Genomic DNA, 14,834 nt, shown 5'->3' on the forward strand with positions numbered 1-14,834 from the left:
CCCGTGGCCTAGTGCAGCTTGAACACGAGGTAGTTCAGCTTGGAACTGACGCGCAGGAAGACCATGCGGATGATATGGAACATCTCCATGCGCTCCGTGTAGATCGCGCCAGCACCCACCGCGCCGACGGGTAGCGTCAGTCCGCTCGATTCGTCGCGGAGCGCAAGCTTGACCGCGAACCGGTTCGGCACCACATCCGTGGCCCCGGTGTTCGGAATCATGCCGCCCTGTGCGAACTGGCCTTGCGACTGGGCCCAGACGATCGAATCGACGCGGGCCTTGATGATTTCGCCCGGGGCCGTTGGCAGGTAGATTTCAGCGAGATCGCCCGTTTTGACGTTGTAGAGCTCGTTCTGATGATAGAAGGCCAGGACCTCCTGCTGATCCTCCACGAAGCTGAATGCCGGGGAGAACGGGAACGGCACGAGCATAGTGCCGACGCGCACCTGCAAGTTCACGACGCGGCCGTCCGACGGCGCCCGATAGACCGTCTGCTCCAGTTCCCAGCGGGCGTTCTCGAGCATGACTTCGGTCTCGGCGCGCTTGGCGCGCGCGGTGGCGATCGCGACAAACTCTCCCTGGCTTTTGGCCGATAGCTTCTGCCGGGCCTCTTCCTCCGCGGCCTGGGCACTGAGCAGATCGCCTTCCAGTTCATGCTCGCGAGCGCTGGCTTCCTCACGGTCGAACTTCGACCCGGCACCGGCGGAAAGCAGCGCATCGTGCTCGCTGACCCGCCTGCGGGCCAGCGACAGCCTGGCCTGAACGGCACTCACCCGCCCCGCAGCGCCACGCACCGATTCACTTAGCTGACGTGCCGCCGCTTCGGCTTCGGCGAGCGCCGCATCGTCGGCCATCAGCCTGCCTTCGAGCTGCCTGACCGACGCCTGATATGGCGTTGGATCGATACGCAGCAGCACGTCGCCCTTCTTGTAGCTTCGGTTGCCTTCGGCCGGCAGTTCGACAATGCGGCCCCTCACTTGCGGCACCACCTGCAGGACCTTGCCGACCACCCGCACGTCATGCGAGGACGGCGCCACCACGTTCAGCGTCAGGACCAGCACCGTCATCGCCACCACCGGGATGGTGACCACGATCACCATGGTCGGGGTGTTCCACGGCAGCCACTTGAACTTGAAGAAGACCAGCCAGACGGCCAGCGCGTAGACACCGAGTATCAGCGCATCCATTCAGATCGGCTCCTTTCCGGCGCGAATCTCGCCGGGCGCTTCAGTGTCTTCCGGCGCCTGGTCGGTGCCGTAGGCCGCCCGGTAGAACACGGGCTTGGTATGGGCCCACAGCCAGGCCAGCGGCCACAGCAGGCCCCCGAAAAACAGAGAAAGCAGGCATAGCGAATGGATCGCCTCCTTCTGCGGATGCCGCTTGCGATGCGCAATCTTCTCGGGCCAGATATGCAGCATCCAGAACAGGTAGATCCCCGCCATCGGCACGAAGATCAGTACCACCCAGGAAATGGCATTCGCCACGGTCTCCAGGGTCTTGCCACGGAGCGCGGACGCAAAAGCAGGTTCGGTCGATGCAAGCAGGAGAATGCCTGCCAACAGATAGGGGCGCAGTTTCATCGAATCGTCTTGTTGTCTGAAGCTCGAAAGCTCGGGCGCGATGCGCCGACCGGTCAGTTGCCGGAGGCGTTGTCACGCGGCGCGTCCCGGCTGGCATCTTCGTGCGCGTGCCGGGGCGGCTGGTTGGCGGGGAGGTAGGGGGCCTCACCTTCATCGCCCTCTGATGTGTCGTTTGCGTAGAGCAGGTTGTACTTGCTGCCGGCGGGCGCATCGGAGGCATGGCAGCCAGCGGGTTTCGCGGCCACTCCGGCGCCCTGGCATACGTGCGACCAGTCAGGCAATGCTGGCGATGCCATGTCGCTCGCGAGTTGCGCATAAGCATGGCCAGCGCCCGCGATCAGCAGCGCAATACCAAAGACCCGGACGGCCGGACGGCAGTGATTGATCATGTCTGGAGGTTCGTTCGGAAGAAGCGCACACCTTAGGGGCGACGTGCCGATCTCGGCTATCAAAGAACTTAGAAAGTGCGTGGGCGCGACATTGACTGGACACCGGTGCCGCGCTGTTTTTCTAATTTCTTTGATAGTCGTGGCGTGGTGGTACGGCCTACCCTGTGCGCCGTCGTAACTCGCTCGGGTGTAGCCCAGGTTCCCCCCGATATGCAGCGCCCAATGAATGCTTTCCGCTCGATCGCCACGCGCCTGATGGCCGTGGCAGCCATCGGCGCCCTGTCCGCGTGCGCAGTGCCAACCGCCGAAACCCTGAGCCCGTTCCAGGAGCCCTGGCCCTGGACCAAGGTCGTGCTCGTCAATCGCACCAATCACGACGTGCTGGCCGTGCACGCCGGCCAGTGTGAGACCGGACCCGCACCCCGCCAATCGCAATCGATGCCAGCCTATTGCTTCCTCGGCAAGAAGCCGGAAGCGCCCATTGCCATTACGTGGAGCGACAGCGACACTGGCGCGCCGCACACTACCGCCGTGGCGCTGCCGCCCTTGTGGCGCGAGAAGCCTGGACCCGATGACCTCACGACGGGCTATCTGTGCGTGCTGTTGCGCGAGGATGCGCGCCCAAGCATGACCATCGTTGCCACGCCGGAAGCGTGCGCGGTGCTCTAGCACGAACCACGTGCCTTCCCGATGCATCGACGCGGCGTATCGCCGTATCGATGCATCGCCCTGCCTGACACACATGTAGTCACGGTAGCGTCATCTTCGGTCCTTAGGCTTGCGGGGCTTTCAAAGCACCCCAGACATTCCTCATGCCAAGGACCCCATGCAACGTATGCGTTTGATCCGGGCGCTGCTGGTCGCCAGCCTGGTGGCCATCGGCACTGTCGCCTGCGGCGGTAACGATGACAGCCCGCCAGCCAGCTCGCCTCAGCAGCCTGTCTCGCCCCCTCAGCAGCCCTCTACACCCGACGGCGCTCCCAACCCCACCGAGCCGGCCAAGCCGGACATGCGCTGCGCGCCCTGAACGCGCGCACGGCTCAACCCTCACTCGATGACATGATGAATTCGCGCCGCAAGTTCTTGCAGGCCAGCACCGGTGCCGCCTTTTCCGCCGCCGCCCTCGCTGCATTTCCGCCGAGCATCCGCCGTGCGCTGGCGATTCCCGCCAGCAACGTCACGGGAACGATCAACGACGTTCAGCACGTGGTGATCCTGATGCAGGAAAACCGCTCGTTCGACCACTACTTCGGCACGCTCAACGGTGTGCGTGGCTTCGGTGACCGGATCACGATTCCGATGCCCAATGGCCGCAAGGTCTGGCAGCAGGAGCGCGCTAACGGCACCGTCATCACGCCCTACCACCTCGATGGCACGGCCAACAACGCCCAACGCACGTCGGGCACGCCGCACGCGTGGGCGGACAGCCAGCAGGCCTGGGACAACGGTCGCATGTCCCGCTGGCCAGTGGCCAAAACCGACACGTCGATGGGCTACTTCAAGGAGCAAGAGATCCCGTACCAGTTCGCGCTGGCCAATGCCTTCACGATCTGCGACGCATATCACTGCTCGATGCACACCGGCACCGACGCGAACCGCTCGTTCCATATCTCGGGGACCAACGGCGCGACGCCGCAGAACGTGGCTTTCGTCAACAACGAGTGGGATGCGATCAATGGCGTGCCGGCCGACGCAAACATCGGCTATACGTGGAAGACCTATGCCGAGCGGCTGGAAGAAGCCGGCGTGAGCTGGATCAGCTACCAGAACATGCCCGACGAATGGGGCGACAACATGCTTGGCGCGTTCCAGACGTTCCGGCGCGCGAACCTGGCATCGGGCTTTCCGGTCTCCAGCGGCGGCTCGCCGGGCAAGCCCTACACCAATACCGGCCAGGCAGTGCCGTATCACGCCTATGACGCCGCCACCGACAATACCGCCAATCCGCTGTACAAGGGCGTGGCGAACACGCTGCCGGGCGACAAGCCGGACCAGTATTTGGACGCTTTCAGGAAGGCGGTTCTCGACAACAAGCTGCCGCAGGTGTCGTGGATCAACGCACCGTCGATCTACTGCGAACATCCGTCGCCATCCAGCCCAGTGCAAGGCGCGTGGTTCCTGCAGGAGGTACTGGACGCCCTGACTGCGAATCCGGACGTCTGGAGCAAGACCGTTCTGCTGATCAACTTTGATGAGAACGACGGCTACTTCGACCATGTGCCCTCGCCGTCGGCACCGTCGAAGAACCCGGATGGCACCTATGCGGGCAAGACCACGCTGGCGGATGCGGACCTGACCGCCGAGTACTTCACGCAAGGCGCGCCGGCCGGCAGCACGGGCCAGCCCGCGCCGGATGGCCGCGTCTTCGGCCCCGGTCCGCGGGTGCCGCTTTATGTGATCTCGCCGTGGAGCCGCGGCGGGTGGGTCAATTCGCAGGTGTTCGATCATACGTCGGTGCTGCGCTTCCTTGAGGCCCGATTCGGCGTGCGCGAGCCGAACATCAGCCCGTTCCGCCGCGCGGTCTGCGGCGACCTGACCAGCGCGTTCAACTTCAAGACGCCGAACAACGAGCCCATGCCCACGCTGGGCGGCCGCACCACGCGAGAGCTTGCCGACAAGCTGCGCGCGGACCAGCAGAAGCTGCAGCAGGTGCCGGTGCCACGCGACATGCAGTTGCCGCTGCAGGCCGCCGGTGCGCGTCCGTCGCGGGCCTTGCCGTATGAGCTGCATACCAGCGCGCGTTGCCGTGCTTCCGGTCAGGTCGAACTGGTATTCGCGAACTCGGGCACGCAGGCTGCCGTCTTCCACGTGTACGACGGTTTCAAGCTTGATCGCATCCCGCGCCGCTATGCCATCGAGGCGGGCAAGACCTTGTCGGACACCTGGGACGCCGCACGTGACAACTTCGGCAAGTACGACCTATGGGTGCTGGGCCCGAACGGCTTCCATCGGCATTTCAAGGGCGACCTGAACCGCCTGACCGGCACGCAGGCCGCGCCGGAAGTCCGCGTGTGCTACGACGTAGCCAATGGCAATGTCTACGTGGACCTGATGAACAAGGGCGGCCAGCCGTGCGTGTTCACCGTGACGCCAGTGGCCTACCGCCAGGACGGTCCGTGGACCGCGAATGTGGCCGCCGGCGCCAGCACCACCCAGCACTGGGAGCTGCAGGCCAGCGGGCAGTGGTATGACTTCGCCGTGACGTGCAGCAGTGATGCGTCGTTCTATCGCCGCTTCTCTGGCCGTGTGGAGACTGGCAAGCACGCCACCAGCGATCCGGCCATGAGCGAGGCGTAACGCGTCGACAAGCGGTGGTCCGTAAGCCGCCGCTTGCCAACGCACGCCGCCGCGCCAGTTACTGCACCGAGTACCCGCGGCCCGTCATGCAGGCGCGCCACGCTTGCCAGTACGACGTCACGGCCCAGCCATTGTTCGCCTGAATCTGCGCACTGGTGGCTACCGCCTGACGGCGTTGCTGGCGATGCGCCACGCCACCGGCGATTGTCCCTGCCGCCGCACCCGCCGCGGCGCCCTTCCCCGCGTCACCGGCGATCGCACCCACGACCGCACCCGCGGCAGCGCCACCGGCCGCGCCGCGCACGCGCTCGCCACCGGGCACGATGACCGGCACCGGCGAGCTTGCGATCTGGAGCGGATCAATGCCTGTCTGCTGTCTTGCCCAGCTATAGCACGCGCCATCGTCGTTGCTCTGCTGATAGGACGATTGCCCTCTCGCCGGATAGGCGATGGGTTTCTGCGGGATCATCTGCGCGCGCGCCAGGCCGGGTAGCGCGCCTGATATCAGAACGATTGCCGTACACGCGGCCAGCGCGAAGTCTGGACGATTGCTCATGAACTCTCCTGATCAGGTGCCGGGTTCGGGCCGTCGGGGGGGCGTCGAGGGAGTCTTGACGCTGCACGCCTCAAATCCGAAAGTCGCGCCATCCTGCGGCAATCCACCACGCCCGTTCCAGGCTGAAAGAAAAAATGCCCGCCGGGGGGCGGGCAAACTGCGAGGTCTTGCTTGGGGAAGTACCCAAAACGGGTGGCAGCAAGAGGAGGCCGTCACCCGTCCCCTTAATAGTGGCGTCGCGGCGACGGGGTCACAATCATAGAAATTAGAAAGTGATCAGCCGATGGGGGCAGCCGATGTGTTCAACCGATGTGGTCAACCCATGTGGTCAACCCATGGGCAAGCGCTGGTGCCTTTGCCGGATCAGTCTGAGTTGCGTGGCGAGGTACTCGGACTGGAGCGCGATTTCTTCGTTCCAGCCAGGCGCATCGGCAACGTAGCCGCGCAGGTCTTCGCACAGTTCGGCCAGTTGCGAACGACCGAGCACCGCCAGCCCTCCCGAGATCCGATGCAGCAGGCGCGTTAGCGCTGCCAGGTCCTGCGTCGCGAGGATTTCGTCAAGGTCATCGAGATCAGCCTGGGTCTGCGCGAGGAACGCCTCGACATGGGGCCCGGGAATCCGGGGCAGTTCCGGGAGCCCCTCGTCATTGGGCGCGTCGTTGCCCTGGCCATCGCGGGGCCATTCGGCGCGTGCAAGAACCGAGGCGAGCATGGCAAGCGAGACAGGCTTGGTCAGATAGCCCGTGAAGCCCTTGGCCTGCCCGGCGGCAACGTCCTCTGGCCGCGCGCTTGCGCTGACGGCATAGACCGGAATGTCGATGCTGGCCTGCCGTATCTCGCGCAATAGATCGAAGCCGCTCATGCCGGGCATGTCGATATCGGTCAGCACGGCATCCACCCGATGCTCCGCGAGCGCCGCCATGGCTTCGGTGCCGTCGCCGGTGGCAATTACCCTGGCACCGAGCGCGAGAAGCTGGTCCCGCAGTAGATCGCGGTTCAGCAAATTGTCCTCGGCAATCAGCAACAGACGGCCAGCCAGTGGCGACAGCAATTGACCCGTACCCCCGTCATCGTCAGACGTGACCGGGTGGAGGCCAGTGATGACCGCGCACGCAGCCGCATGGATACCGACAAGACTGTAGGCGGACACCTCGCGCCCGCCATCGGGTCGCACCGTGGCCACCACCGGGCCCAACTGCTTCAGCCAGACGATCGAAGCCGGCCTTGGCCACCAGGCCAGCACCCGATCCGGATCGAAGCCGTCGGCGACCAGCAGACAGTCATAGCTCTCCGCGTCGACCGGGCGGTCCAGATCCATCCTGGCCGATGGCTGGCAGGTGCCCCAGTCGATCTGGTTGAGCATTCCCTCCAGGCATTCGGGTTCGCGCGACAGCACCAGCGTGCGGCTCGGCGGCAGGCCCGGCCGTGCCATTGGCGCTGCGTCGGCGATGCGTGGCGGCACGCAAACCGTCACACGCGTGCCCACGCCCAGAATGCTGTCGAGCGAGATACGCCCGCCCATCCGTTCCGCAAGCCGCGAGCAGATGGACAGTCCGAGCCCGGTTCCACGGGCCTGGGCGAGCCGATTGTCAGCCACCTGTGAGAACGGCTGGAACAGGCGGTCCTTGTACTCGTCCGGAATGCCGATGCCGGTATCGGCGACGATGATTTCCAATGCCCCATCTGCCCAGCGCGCGCGCAGAACTACCTTGCCGGCCTGCGTGAACTTGAACGCATTGCCAAGCAGGTTGTTGACGATCTGGGTCAGCCGCACGGGATCAAGGTCGAGCCGCGCGGGGATGTCCCGGCCGTACACCGTGATGAAGCGCAAGCCGCGCCCGGCGGCCAGCGGCGCATGGGCGACGGCGATACGCGAGAGCAAATCGGTCACGGCTATCGGTTGCGGCTCGATGCTTAGTTCGCCCACGTCGATTCGGGAAAAATCGAGCACGTCGTTGACGATCTGCAGCAACCCTTCGGCCGATACCTGCATGGCGCCGACCCGTGTCCGTTGATCCGGCGGCAGTGGGCCTCTGGCAACGAGTTCCATGTTGCCCAGCAGCGAGGCAAGCGGTGTCCGTATCTCGTGGCTCATCGATGCGAAGAACGCCACCCGGGCGCTGGCGGCAGCGTCGCTGGCAAGGCGGGCTTGGTGCAGCAGCCGCTGGGCACGCGCTGCTTCGGCATAGGTGCCGGTCAGGAAGCGATAGTTCCAGTAGCGGTACATCGCAAACAGCAAGGCGAGCAGCGCGCCGGCGATCGCGCCAATCACCATCAGTTCGTCGGCCATGCCCTGAAGCTGATGCCCGATCGGGAGCGCGAAGATCAGGTGGCCGACGTCGGATACGAGCGGCGGCCGGCGCAGCGCCCAGCCGTAGCCGGGGACCCAGTGGAACATGCCGTCCGCCTTCGACTCCAGCCGGGCGTCGAGCCGTTGCGCGTTGGTCCGGGCAGCGGCCGGCACCAGCGGCGCACCGACGCCGTCGAACACGATCGGTTCCGGGATCGGAAGGTTGGGCCCGGCATCGCGCAGCAGCACGTGCAGCGGGATACGAGTGAGCGCGATCGCGTAAAGCTGGCTACCCTTCGCCACCAGCGATGCGCCAACCATCTCCGGATCGGCGCCCGGTGCACTGCCGGGTACCCCGAACCATTCGACACGCTTTTCCCGGGCCGCCTGCAGGACATCGATATCGCGATCACGAAAGCTGGTGAGGACCGTTTGCGTGATGGCCCCCGGAGACATCGGTGGCAACACCGTCTGCGATGCCGCGCCCGATGCATCTGGGGCTTCATAGCGATACGTAGCGCCGCTGCCGATCGAGATCATCTCGATCGAGGGCCGCTGGCTGGCGGCGAGCAATGCGCGGACGGACTGGTCGCAGCTTTGCTGCAGCACGTCGTCGGATGGTGCGGACGCATCCACCTTCGCGCAGAGACCGGTTCGCCCTCCCGTTGCAACGGGAAGCGTGCCGTTGGCACGCAGTTCCAGAATCAGGTTGCTCGCGGCCAGCGTGCTCCGGCGCTCCAGTACCGCATCGACCACGCCCTGCTCGTACAGGCGGGTCATTTGCTCCTGGGCGCGCAGCGAGCCATTGAATCGCACGAGCACGGCTGTCGAGGCAATGGCAACGACCAGCAGCCCCAGAAGCAGCACCACCATCGAGAATACGCGGCGTTCCCGCTGGAGATTGCGTTTGACGGCGCGGAGGTCTGGCGGCGCAGGCCGGGTCGAGTCTGCGTCCGGGTTCCGGTTCGGCTCGACGGTGTCCGGTGTCATGTCAGGCCGTTGTCGCGCGCGTACGTGACGAGGTCGGCGTTACTGGTGATGTTCAGCTTGCGCATGGCCGAACGCTTCTGCGTTGCCACCGTGGCCAGCGTGCGATGGAGGTATCCGGCAATTTCGGTCAGTGGGCTGCCAGCGGCGAACATCCGCACCACTTCGATTTCCTTGGGCGAGAGCGGGCTGATACCGCCGCCGGCCATTGCGCCGGCACTTGCCATCCTCGCCGAGATACCTGGCGACAGGCGCAGCCCATTTCCGGAAACCGCATCCATGCAGATCTGCCTCAGGATGGCCGGCTCCTCGTCCTTGCCCACGATGCCCGCGACGCCTGATTCCTGTATGCGCGTGAGCAGGCCGCCGTTGGTCAGCATGGTGAAGACGACGATCGGCGTGTCGGGGCCGGACTGGCGCAGCCGCTGGATCAGGCGAAGGCCATCATCGTTGCCTTCGGAACGGCCCATTGTGAAATCCGTAACAATGAGATCGGGCCGATGTGCTTCCACAGCCGCGAAAAGCTCTCCGCCGGACGCGCACATCGCGGCAATCTGGACGGTCGGAATCTCGGTAAGGGTGGATTTGACGGCTAGCTGAATCGCCGGGTGATCATCCGCGATCACGACGGAGATGGTGTCTGGTGGCATGTACGTTGGGTTTTTCCGCACCCCGGACAAGATCCGGGAGGGTTTCTGCGTCTACAACATGCGGGAGCGCGGTCCGGTTCGGCACCTCGCCCACATGGGGCTCCCGATTTTACCAAGTGGCGGGTGCGCCCATTTGATGGATGGGGGCAGTCGCTTGACCATTCGTCCCACACCTGGCGCTGGCGCGTTTTGCACGATTCTGTCGCGCATTGTCAGGCAGTGGACCCGCCAGGGCAGGACAATCGCGTTCAAACCGCCGGCTCGATGGCACCGGCAATGGGCCGCTAATGGGCCGCGCGGTGGGCGATTCACAGGAGACATCAAGATGGCAAAGGCTGTTCGTTTCTACGAGACCGGTGGTCCCGAAGTCCTGAAGTTCGAGAACGTCGAAGTCGGAGACCCGGGTCCCGGTCAGGCGCGGGTGCGGCACACCTATATCGCCGTGAACTTCATCGACATCTACTTCCGCACCGGCCACTACCCGCTGGAGCTGCCGAACGGACTGGGCTCCGACGCTGTGGGCGTAGTCGAGGCGGTGGGTCCCGGCGTGACCGATATTCGCGTTGGTGACCGCGTCGGATACCTGCTCGGGCCGCAGGGCGCTTACTCGGACGTGCGCGTGATGCCTGCCGACGTGCTGATTCCGCTGCCGGATGGCATTGCCGACCGCACGGCCGCCACGCTGATGATGAAAGGCATGACCGCGCAGTACCTGTTCCGCCAGGTCTATCCCCTCAAGGGTGGCGAGACGATCCTCTATCACGCCGCAGCCGGCGGCGTGGGTCTGATTGCCTGCCAGTGGGCGCGCGCGCTTGGCGTGACGATGATCGGCACCGTCAGCTCCGACGAAAAGGCCGAGATCGCCAAGGCCAATGGCTGCACACATACCATCGTCACCTCGCGGGAGAACATCGCCGAGCGCGTCAAGGCGCTCACCGATGGCAAGGGTGTGCCGGTGGTGTTCGATTCCATCGGCAAATCCACGCTCGAGGCGTCGCTCGACAGCTTGCAGGTGCGCGGCACGCTGGTGAGCAATGGCACGACCTCGGGCCCGGTCGAGATCGACAGCCGGGTGATCGCCCGCAAGGGTTCGCTCTGGGTCACGCGCCCGGCCATGATCCACTACGCCACGCCGCGCTCCCACATGCTGGCGATGGCGGCGGAGGTGTTCGACATGGTCATGGCGGGCAAGATCCACAACGAGCCCCGCCAGACGTTCGCTCTGGCAGAGGCTGCGCTGGCCCACCAGGCGCTGGAATCGCGCCAGACCAGTGGCGCCACGGTGCTGGTGCCGTAGCCGTACGGGGTGGCGTCCGGCGTTTGCCACGCCACCCAACACGGCCTTCAGGTGTGCTCAAATTGAGGCTCGGGCGGCAGGATGCCCGAGCCTTCCTGTCTGGTCAGGATGCAAACAATGACAGCCCCCTCCATCCAGCAATTCAGACTCGTCCGCAGCGCCAGCCTGAACGGCTACATCGAACTGGTGAAGTCGCTCGGGTACGATCCGCGCGCGTTCCTGCGGGGCGTGGGGCTGTCGGCCCGGCTGCTCGAGAATCCCGAGACATTGATCCCCAGCCCCGCCGTGCGCGAATTGCTCGAAGTCACCGCGCAGGTCACCGGCGTGGAAGACTTTGCATTGCGCCTGGCGGCGCGGCGCACGTTCTCCAACCTCGGGCCAATCAGCCTGGTGCTCAAGGAAGCCGCCACGCCGCGTGAGGCGCTGGACACGCTCTGCCGCTATCTGAAGTTGCTTAGCGCCGCGCTGATCACGCGCGTGGAGGACGTTGGCGACGCGGTGATCATCCGCGAGGATCTGCTGCCCACCCCCGGGCTGTCGTCTCGTCAGGCGCTGGAACTGGCGATGGGCGTGACCTTCCGCATGTTGCGCGAGCTGATTGGCCCCCGGTGGCGCCCGCAGCAGGTCTGCTTCATGCACCGTCCGCCGGCCGATCTGTCCCCATACCGTGCGTTCTTCGGGCGCAACCCGATGTTCAACCAACCGTTCAACGGCATGGTCTGCGCGGCGGCCGACCTGAGCATGTCACGGATGCCCGATGACCCCGGCGTGGCACGCTTCGCGCGCGATTACCTGGAGGCGGCGCTGCGGCACCGCGAGATCGGCATCCGAGACTCCTGCCGCGAACTGGTCCAGGCGCTGCTTCCCGGCGGGCGCTGTACCGCCGATCAGGTGGCACGTCATCTGGGTGTCGATCGCCGCACCTTGCACCGCTACCTGAGCGCCGAAGGCCTGACGTTTTCGACCCTGCTCCACGAGGTGCGGTCCGAACTGGTCATGCGCCACCTGCTGGAAAGCGATCTGCCGATGGGGGAAGTGGCGGGCCTGCTAGGATTCTCGGCACAGAGCAGCTTCAGCCACTGGTTCCAGACCGTATTCGGGTGCAGTGCCACAGACTGGCGCAGGGTCCAATCCGCGCAGCCCGGGAAGTCAGGGAAATCCGGGCAGTCCGCTGCCGCAACCGGCCGACGGGCGCCTTCGCGCGTCTGATGCGCGCCTGACGTACCCCAGCGCGCGAAAGGGCCGCCCTGCCCCTTCGCGCCGTCCGTCTTACTCCGGCACGAAGTGAATCGAATGCAGCAGCTTGCCCTGCCGTTCATACGATTCGCGCACGTCGCTGGCAAGCTCCTCCATCGACGCCTGCGAGCCGGGTTCCATGCCGAGTTCCTCGATCTTCTTGCGCAGCGTGGGCGATTGCAACGCCTTGAGCGTGGCGTCGCGGAGCTTTGTCGTCACGGCCGCCGGCACGCCCGGCGCGGACCAGAGGCCCATCCAGCCGACTTCCTGCAGGTCCGGATAGCCCAGTTCGGCGAACGTGGGCACGTCGGGCAACGCGTTGATCCGGCGTGGGTAGGCAATGGCGAAGGCCCGCAGCTTGCCCGCCCGGATGAACGGCAGAGACGTGGCCGGGGCATCGAACATCAGTGGCACGTGGCCGCCCATTACGTCCTGCAGCGCTGGCGGCGATCCCTTGTAGCTCACGGTGCCCGTCTGCAGCCCGGCCAGGCGATTGAACTGCACGCCGATGGTCTGGCCGCGCAGGCCGATACCGAAGTTCGCGTAGTCGACCTTGCCCGGGTTGGCCTTGATGTACGTGACCAGTTCGCCGAGATTTTTCGCGGGCAGGCTCGGATTGCCGACCAGGATCAGGCCCTGCCGCGACAACTGCGCTATCGGCACGATGTCCTTGAACGGATCGTAGGACACCTTGATGGCCTGCGGTACTTCGGCGGCAATACCTTTCTGGATCAGCAGGAACGTGTAGCCGTCGCGTGGCGAAGACAGCATGCCCTGGACGGCGATGGTGCCGGCCGCGCCCGACTTGTAGTCGACGATGACAGGCTGGCCGAGCGGCTTCTGCAGCTCCTGCGCGAACAGGCGCGCCAGGATGTCGGCCGTGCCTCCGGGCGGCGCGCCTACCAGGATGCGCACGGGCTTGGTAGGCCATTCGCCCGCCTGGGCCGCGTGGGCCGTCTGGGCAGACAGCATCGGCGCCAGCACCATCGCGAGGCTCGCGATGACTAGCCGGCGGCGGATTGCAGGTGGCGTGGTGGTGGCGTGAGTCGTGCCTGCACGATTCGGTGCAGGCAGGTGGGGGCCTGGGTTGCGCATGTCTCGCTCCGGATGGATGAAAGCGTCGGGTGGAGTTGTTGGCGGGATCGCATTCTTCGATGCCACGGGGCAGCCCGTGCCAGCCTTGGGACGGATTCTGTGGCGTCACTCCCCCGGGTGCTTGGCAATGCGCGACAGAGTCATGCCGATCGCGCCACTGGCACGTCGGGGCGGTCGCGCCGGAACCGGTCGCCATGCCAGGCCTGGGTATGTCCCGCGCATGTCCCACAAAAGCAAATGTCTGTCCCAGATAAGCAAGCGGCGGCCGGGAATGCTCCAGATACTCAAAGGGCAGGCTTGCAAAGCCACCGCGGCAATCATCCCCACCAAAAACCAACACCCTGGAGACACACCATGAACTTCCTCGACGGTCACCTCTTCCCCGAGAATCAGCCGCCCCTGATCATCACCGCCGCGCCCTACGCGCCGGGCTGGCTGCCCGAGGACTTCCCCGAGGAGATCCCGGTCAGCATGGAAGCGCAGATTCAGAAGGCGGTGGATTGCTACAACGCGGGCGCCACGGTGCTGCATCTGCACGTGCGCGAACTGGACGGCAAGGGCAGCAAGCGCCTGTCCAAGTTCAACGAGCTGATTGCCGGCGTGCGCAAGGCGGTGCCGGAAATGATCATCCAGGTCGGCGGATCGATCTCGTTCGCGCCAGAGGACGAAGGTCAGGCCGCAAAATGGCTCTCAGACGACACGCGCCACATGCTGGCCGATCTCGAACCCACGCCGGATCAGGTTACGGTGACGGTGAACACGTCGCAGATGAACGTCACCGACCAGGCTGAAGACGCCGATTTCAAGGGCACGTCGCGCGAGCGGGCCGCCATCTTCAACGCGTACAAGGAGATGACGGTGCCCGCGCAGCCGGGCTGGGTGGAAGAACACGTGCGCCGCCTGACCGCCAAGGGCATCCAGAGCGCCTTCCAGTGCTACAACCTCAACAGCTTCGAGTCCGTGGAGCGATTGATGCGCCGGGGCTTCTACAAGGGGCCGCTGGTCATGAACTGGGTGGCTATCGCCGGTGGCATGGACACGCCGAGCGTCTACAGCCTGGCCAATTTCATCCGTGCCGTGCCTGATGGCGCGGTGGTGACGGTGGAGAGCAACGTGCGCAACGTGCTGCCGGTCAACATGATGGGCATTTCCATGGGCCTGCACGTGCGCTGCGGCACCGAGGACTGCCTGTGGAACCAGTCGCGCACCGAGAAAATGAGCACCGTAAAGCAGATCGAACAACTCGTGCGGATCTCGCGCGAATTTGGCCGCGAGATCGCCACGGCCAAGCAGGCGCGCCAGATCAGCCGCATTGGCGAGTTCTACGATACCGTCGAGGAATCGCTGCAGGCCAACGGTTTTGCCCCCAACCGCAACGGCGGAAACCAGGGCTTCCTGCGCAAAACGGCCTGAGCGGCCTGAGCCGGTCACTGTTTCCCGCGTCGACCGAGTGAAGC

Annotated in this window: 13 protein-coding genes; 6 read left to right on the plus strand and 7 right to left on the minus strand. The window is 65.2% G+C overall.

Annotation, left to right across the window (positions count from 1 at the left end; genetic code table 11):
• Positions 1-8: 8 nt before the first annotated feature.
• The 3 genes from RMET_RS23780 to RMET_RS23790 are packed head-to-tail and all read right to left on the minus strand — an operon-like array spanning position 9 to position 1,969.
• The gene (locus RMET_RS23780; RefSeq protein ID WP_011519057.1) at positions 9-1,187 is read right to left on the minus strand and encodes an HlyD family secretion protein; all 1,179 of its coding nucleotides are present in this window, start codon (positions 1,185-1,187) and stop codon (positions 9-11) included.
• Entirely contained in the window at positions 1,188-1,580 is a 393-nt protein-coding gene (locus RMET_RS23785) for a DUF3302 domain-containing protein (RefSeq protein ID WP_011519058.1), read from the minus strand. It abuts the gene before it with no gap.
• Between the two features lie 53 nt (positions 1,581-1,633).
• A complete protein-coding gene (locus RMET_RS23790) occupies positions 1,634-1,969 on the minus strand; it encodes a hypothetical protein (protein ID WP_011519059.1) in 336 nt (111 codons plus the stop codon).
• A gap of 222 nt (positions 1,970-2,191) precedes the next feature.
• On the opposite strand from RMET_RS23790, the gene RMET_RS23795 reads away from it, so the two are divergent.
• The 3 genes from RMET_RS23795 (at position 2,192) to RMET_RS23800 (ending at position 5,266) form a co-directional block, all read left to right on the plus strand.
• On the plus strand, positions 2,192-2,638 hold the full coding sequence (locus tag RMET_RS23795) for a hypothetical protein (protein WP_029310199.1): 447 nt from the start codon (positions 2,192-2,194) through the stop codon (positions 2,636-2,638).
• 157 nt (positions 2,639-2,795) lie between these two features.
• Complete coding sequence (locus RMET_RS32775) at positions 2,796-2,996, plus strand: hypothetical protein (RefSeq protein WP_080710395.1); 201 nt, start codon at positions 2,796-2,798, stop codon at positions 2,994-2,996.
• A 35-nt stretch (positions 2,997-3,031) separates the two neighbouring features.
• Entirely contained in the window at positions 3,032-5,266 is a 2,235-nt protein-coding gene (locus RMET_RS23800; RefSeq protein ID WP_029310198.1) for a phosphocholine-specific phospholipase C, read from the plus strand.
• 58 nt (positions 5,267-5,324) lie between these two features.
• Here RMET_RS23800 and RMET_RS23805 read toward each other — a convergent pair whose 3' ends face one another.
• The 3 genes from RMET_RS23805 to RMET_RS23815 all read right to left on the minus strand — a co-directional run bounded on the left by RMET_RS23805 (position 5,325) and on the right by RMET_RS23815 (position 9,749).
• Complete coding sequence (locus RMET_RS23805; protein ID WP_011519063.1) at positions 5,325-5,822, minus strand: YMGG-like glycine zipper-containing protein; 498 nt, start codon at positions 5,820-5,822, stop codon at positions 5,325-5,327.
• A gap of 328 nt (positions 5,823-6,150) precedes the next feature.
• Positions 6,151-9,102: an ATP-binding protein gene (locus tag RMET_RS23810; RefSeq protein ID WP_011519064.1), complete on the minus strand. Its 2,952-nt coding sequence runs from the start codon at positions 9,100-9,102 to the stop codon at positions 6,151-6,153.
• Entirely contained in the window at positions 9,099-9,749 is a 651-nt protein-coding gene (locus tag RMET_RS23815; protein WP_011519065.1) for a response regulator transcription factor, read from the minus strand. Before RMET_RS23815 ends, RMET_RS23810 begins: the two co-directional genes overlap by 4 nt.
• Before the next feature lie 325 nt (positions 9,750-10,074).
• Between RMET_RS23815 and RMET_RS23820 the strand changes: the two genes are divergently transcribed.
• Together RMET_RS23820 and RMET_RS23825 are read left to right on the plus strand one after the other, a co-directional pair.
• Entirely contained in the window at positions 10,075-11,046 is a 972-nt protein-coding gene (locus tag RMET_RS23820; protein WP_017515032.1) for a quinone oxidoreductase family protein, read from the plus strand.
• Between the two features lie 117 nt (positions 11,047-11,163).
• Positions 11,164-12,255, plus strand: a complete 1,092-nt coding sequence (locus tag RMET_RS23825; RefSeq protein ID WP_011519067.1) for an AraC family transcriptional regulator — start codon at positions 11,164-11,166, stop codon at positions 12,253-12,255.
• Positions 12,256-12,315: 60 nt separating this feature from the next.
• Here the strand turns inward: RMET_RS23825 and RMET_RS23830 are convergent, their stop codons facing one another.
• Positions 12,316-13,269 (minus strand): tripartite tricarboxylate transporter substrate binding protein, encoded by a 954-nt coding sequence (locus RMET_RS23830; RefSeq protein ID WP_152560275.1) that lies wholly within the window; start codon positions 13,267-13,269, stop codon positions 12,316-12,318.
• A gap of 462 nt (positions 13,270-13,731) precedes the next feature.
• Here RMET_RS23830 and RMET_RS23835 point away from each other — a divergent pair, with 462 nt between their 5' ends.
• A complete protein-coding gene (locus RMET_RS23835; protein ID WP_008646114.1) occupies positions 13,732-14,790 on the plus strand; it encodes a beta-keto acid cleavage family enzyme in 1,059 nt (352 codons plus the stop codon).
• The last annotated feature ends 44 nt before the right edge of the window (positions 14,791-14,834 follow it).

This window comes from Cupriavidus metallidurans CH34, assembly GCF_000196015.1.
In the GTDB taxonomy this organism is placed as follows: domain Bacteria; phylum Pseudomonadota; class Gammaproteobacteria; order Burkholderiales; family Burkholderiaceae; genus Cupriavidus; species Cupriavidus metallidurans.

Excerpts from the sequence above, each read along its gene's own strand:
- RMET_RS23825 (WP_011519067.1), top strand. The coding sequence starts at position 11,164 with ATGACAGCCCCCTCCATCCAGCAATTCAGACTCGTCCGCAGCGCCAGC.
- RMET_RS23835 (WP_008646114.1), top strand. The coding sequence starts at position 13,732 with ATGAACTTCCTCGACGGTCACCTCTTCCCCGAGAATCAGCCGCCCCTG.
- RMET_RS23800 (WP_029310198.1), top strand. The coding sequence starts at position 3,032 with ATGAATTCGCGCCGCAAGTTCTTGCAGGCCAGCACCGGTGCCGCCTTT.
- RMET_RS23805 (WP_011519063.1), bottom strand. The coding sequence starts at position 5,822 with ATGAGCAATCGTCCAGACTTCGCGCTGGCCGCGTGTACGGCAATCGTT.
- RMET_RS23815 (WP_011519065.1), bottom strand. The coding sequence starts at position 9,749 with ATGCCACCAGACACCATCTCCGTCGTGATCGCGGATGATCACCCGGCG.
- RMET_RS23810 (WP_011519064.1), bottom strand. The coding sequence starts at position 9,102 with ATGACACCGGACACCGTCGAGCCGAACCGGAACCCGGACGCAGACTCG.
- RMET_RS23830 (WP_152560275.1), bottom strand. The coding sequence starts at position 13,269 with ATGGTGCTGGCGCCGATGCTGTCTGCCCAGACGGCCCACGCGGCCCAG.
- RMET_RS23820 (WP_017515032.1), top strand. The coding sequence starts at position 10,075 with ATGGCAAAGGCTGTTCGTTTCTACGAGACCGGTGGTCCCGAAGTCCTG.
- RMET_RS23785 (WP_011519058.1), bottom strand. The coding sequence starts at position 1,580 with ATGAAACTGCGCCCCTATCTGTTGGCAGGCATTCTCCTGCTTGCATCG.
- RMET_RS32775 (WP_080710395.1), top strand. The coding sequence starts at position 2,796 with ATGCAACGTATGCGTTTGATCCGGGCGCTGCTGGTCGCCAGCCTGGTG.
- RMET_RS23780 (WP_011519057.1), bottom strand. The coding sequence starts at position 1,187 with ATGGATGCGCTGATACTCGGTGTCTACGCGCTGGCCGTCTGGCTGGTC.
- RMET_RS23795 (WP_029310199.1), top strand. The coding sequence starts at position 2,192 with ATGAATGCTTTCCGCTCGATCGCCACGCGCCTGATGGCCGTGGCAGCC.
- RMET_RS23790 (WP_011519059.1), bottom strand. The coding sequence starts at position 1,969 with ATGATCAATCACTGCCGTCCGGCCGTCCGGGTCTTTGGTATTGCGCTG.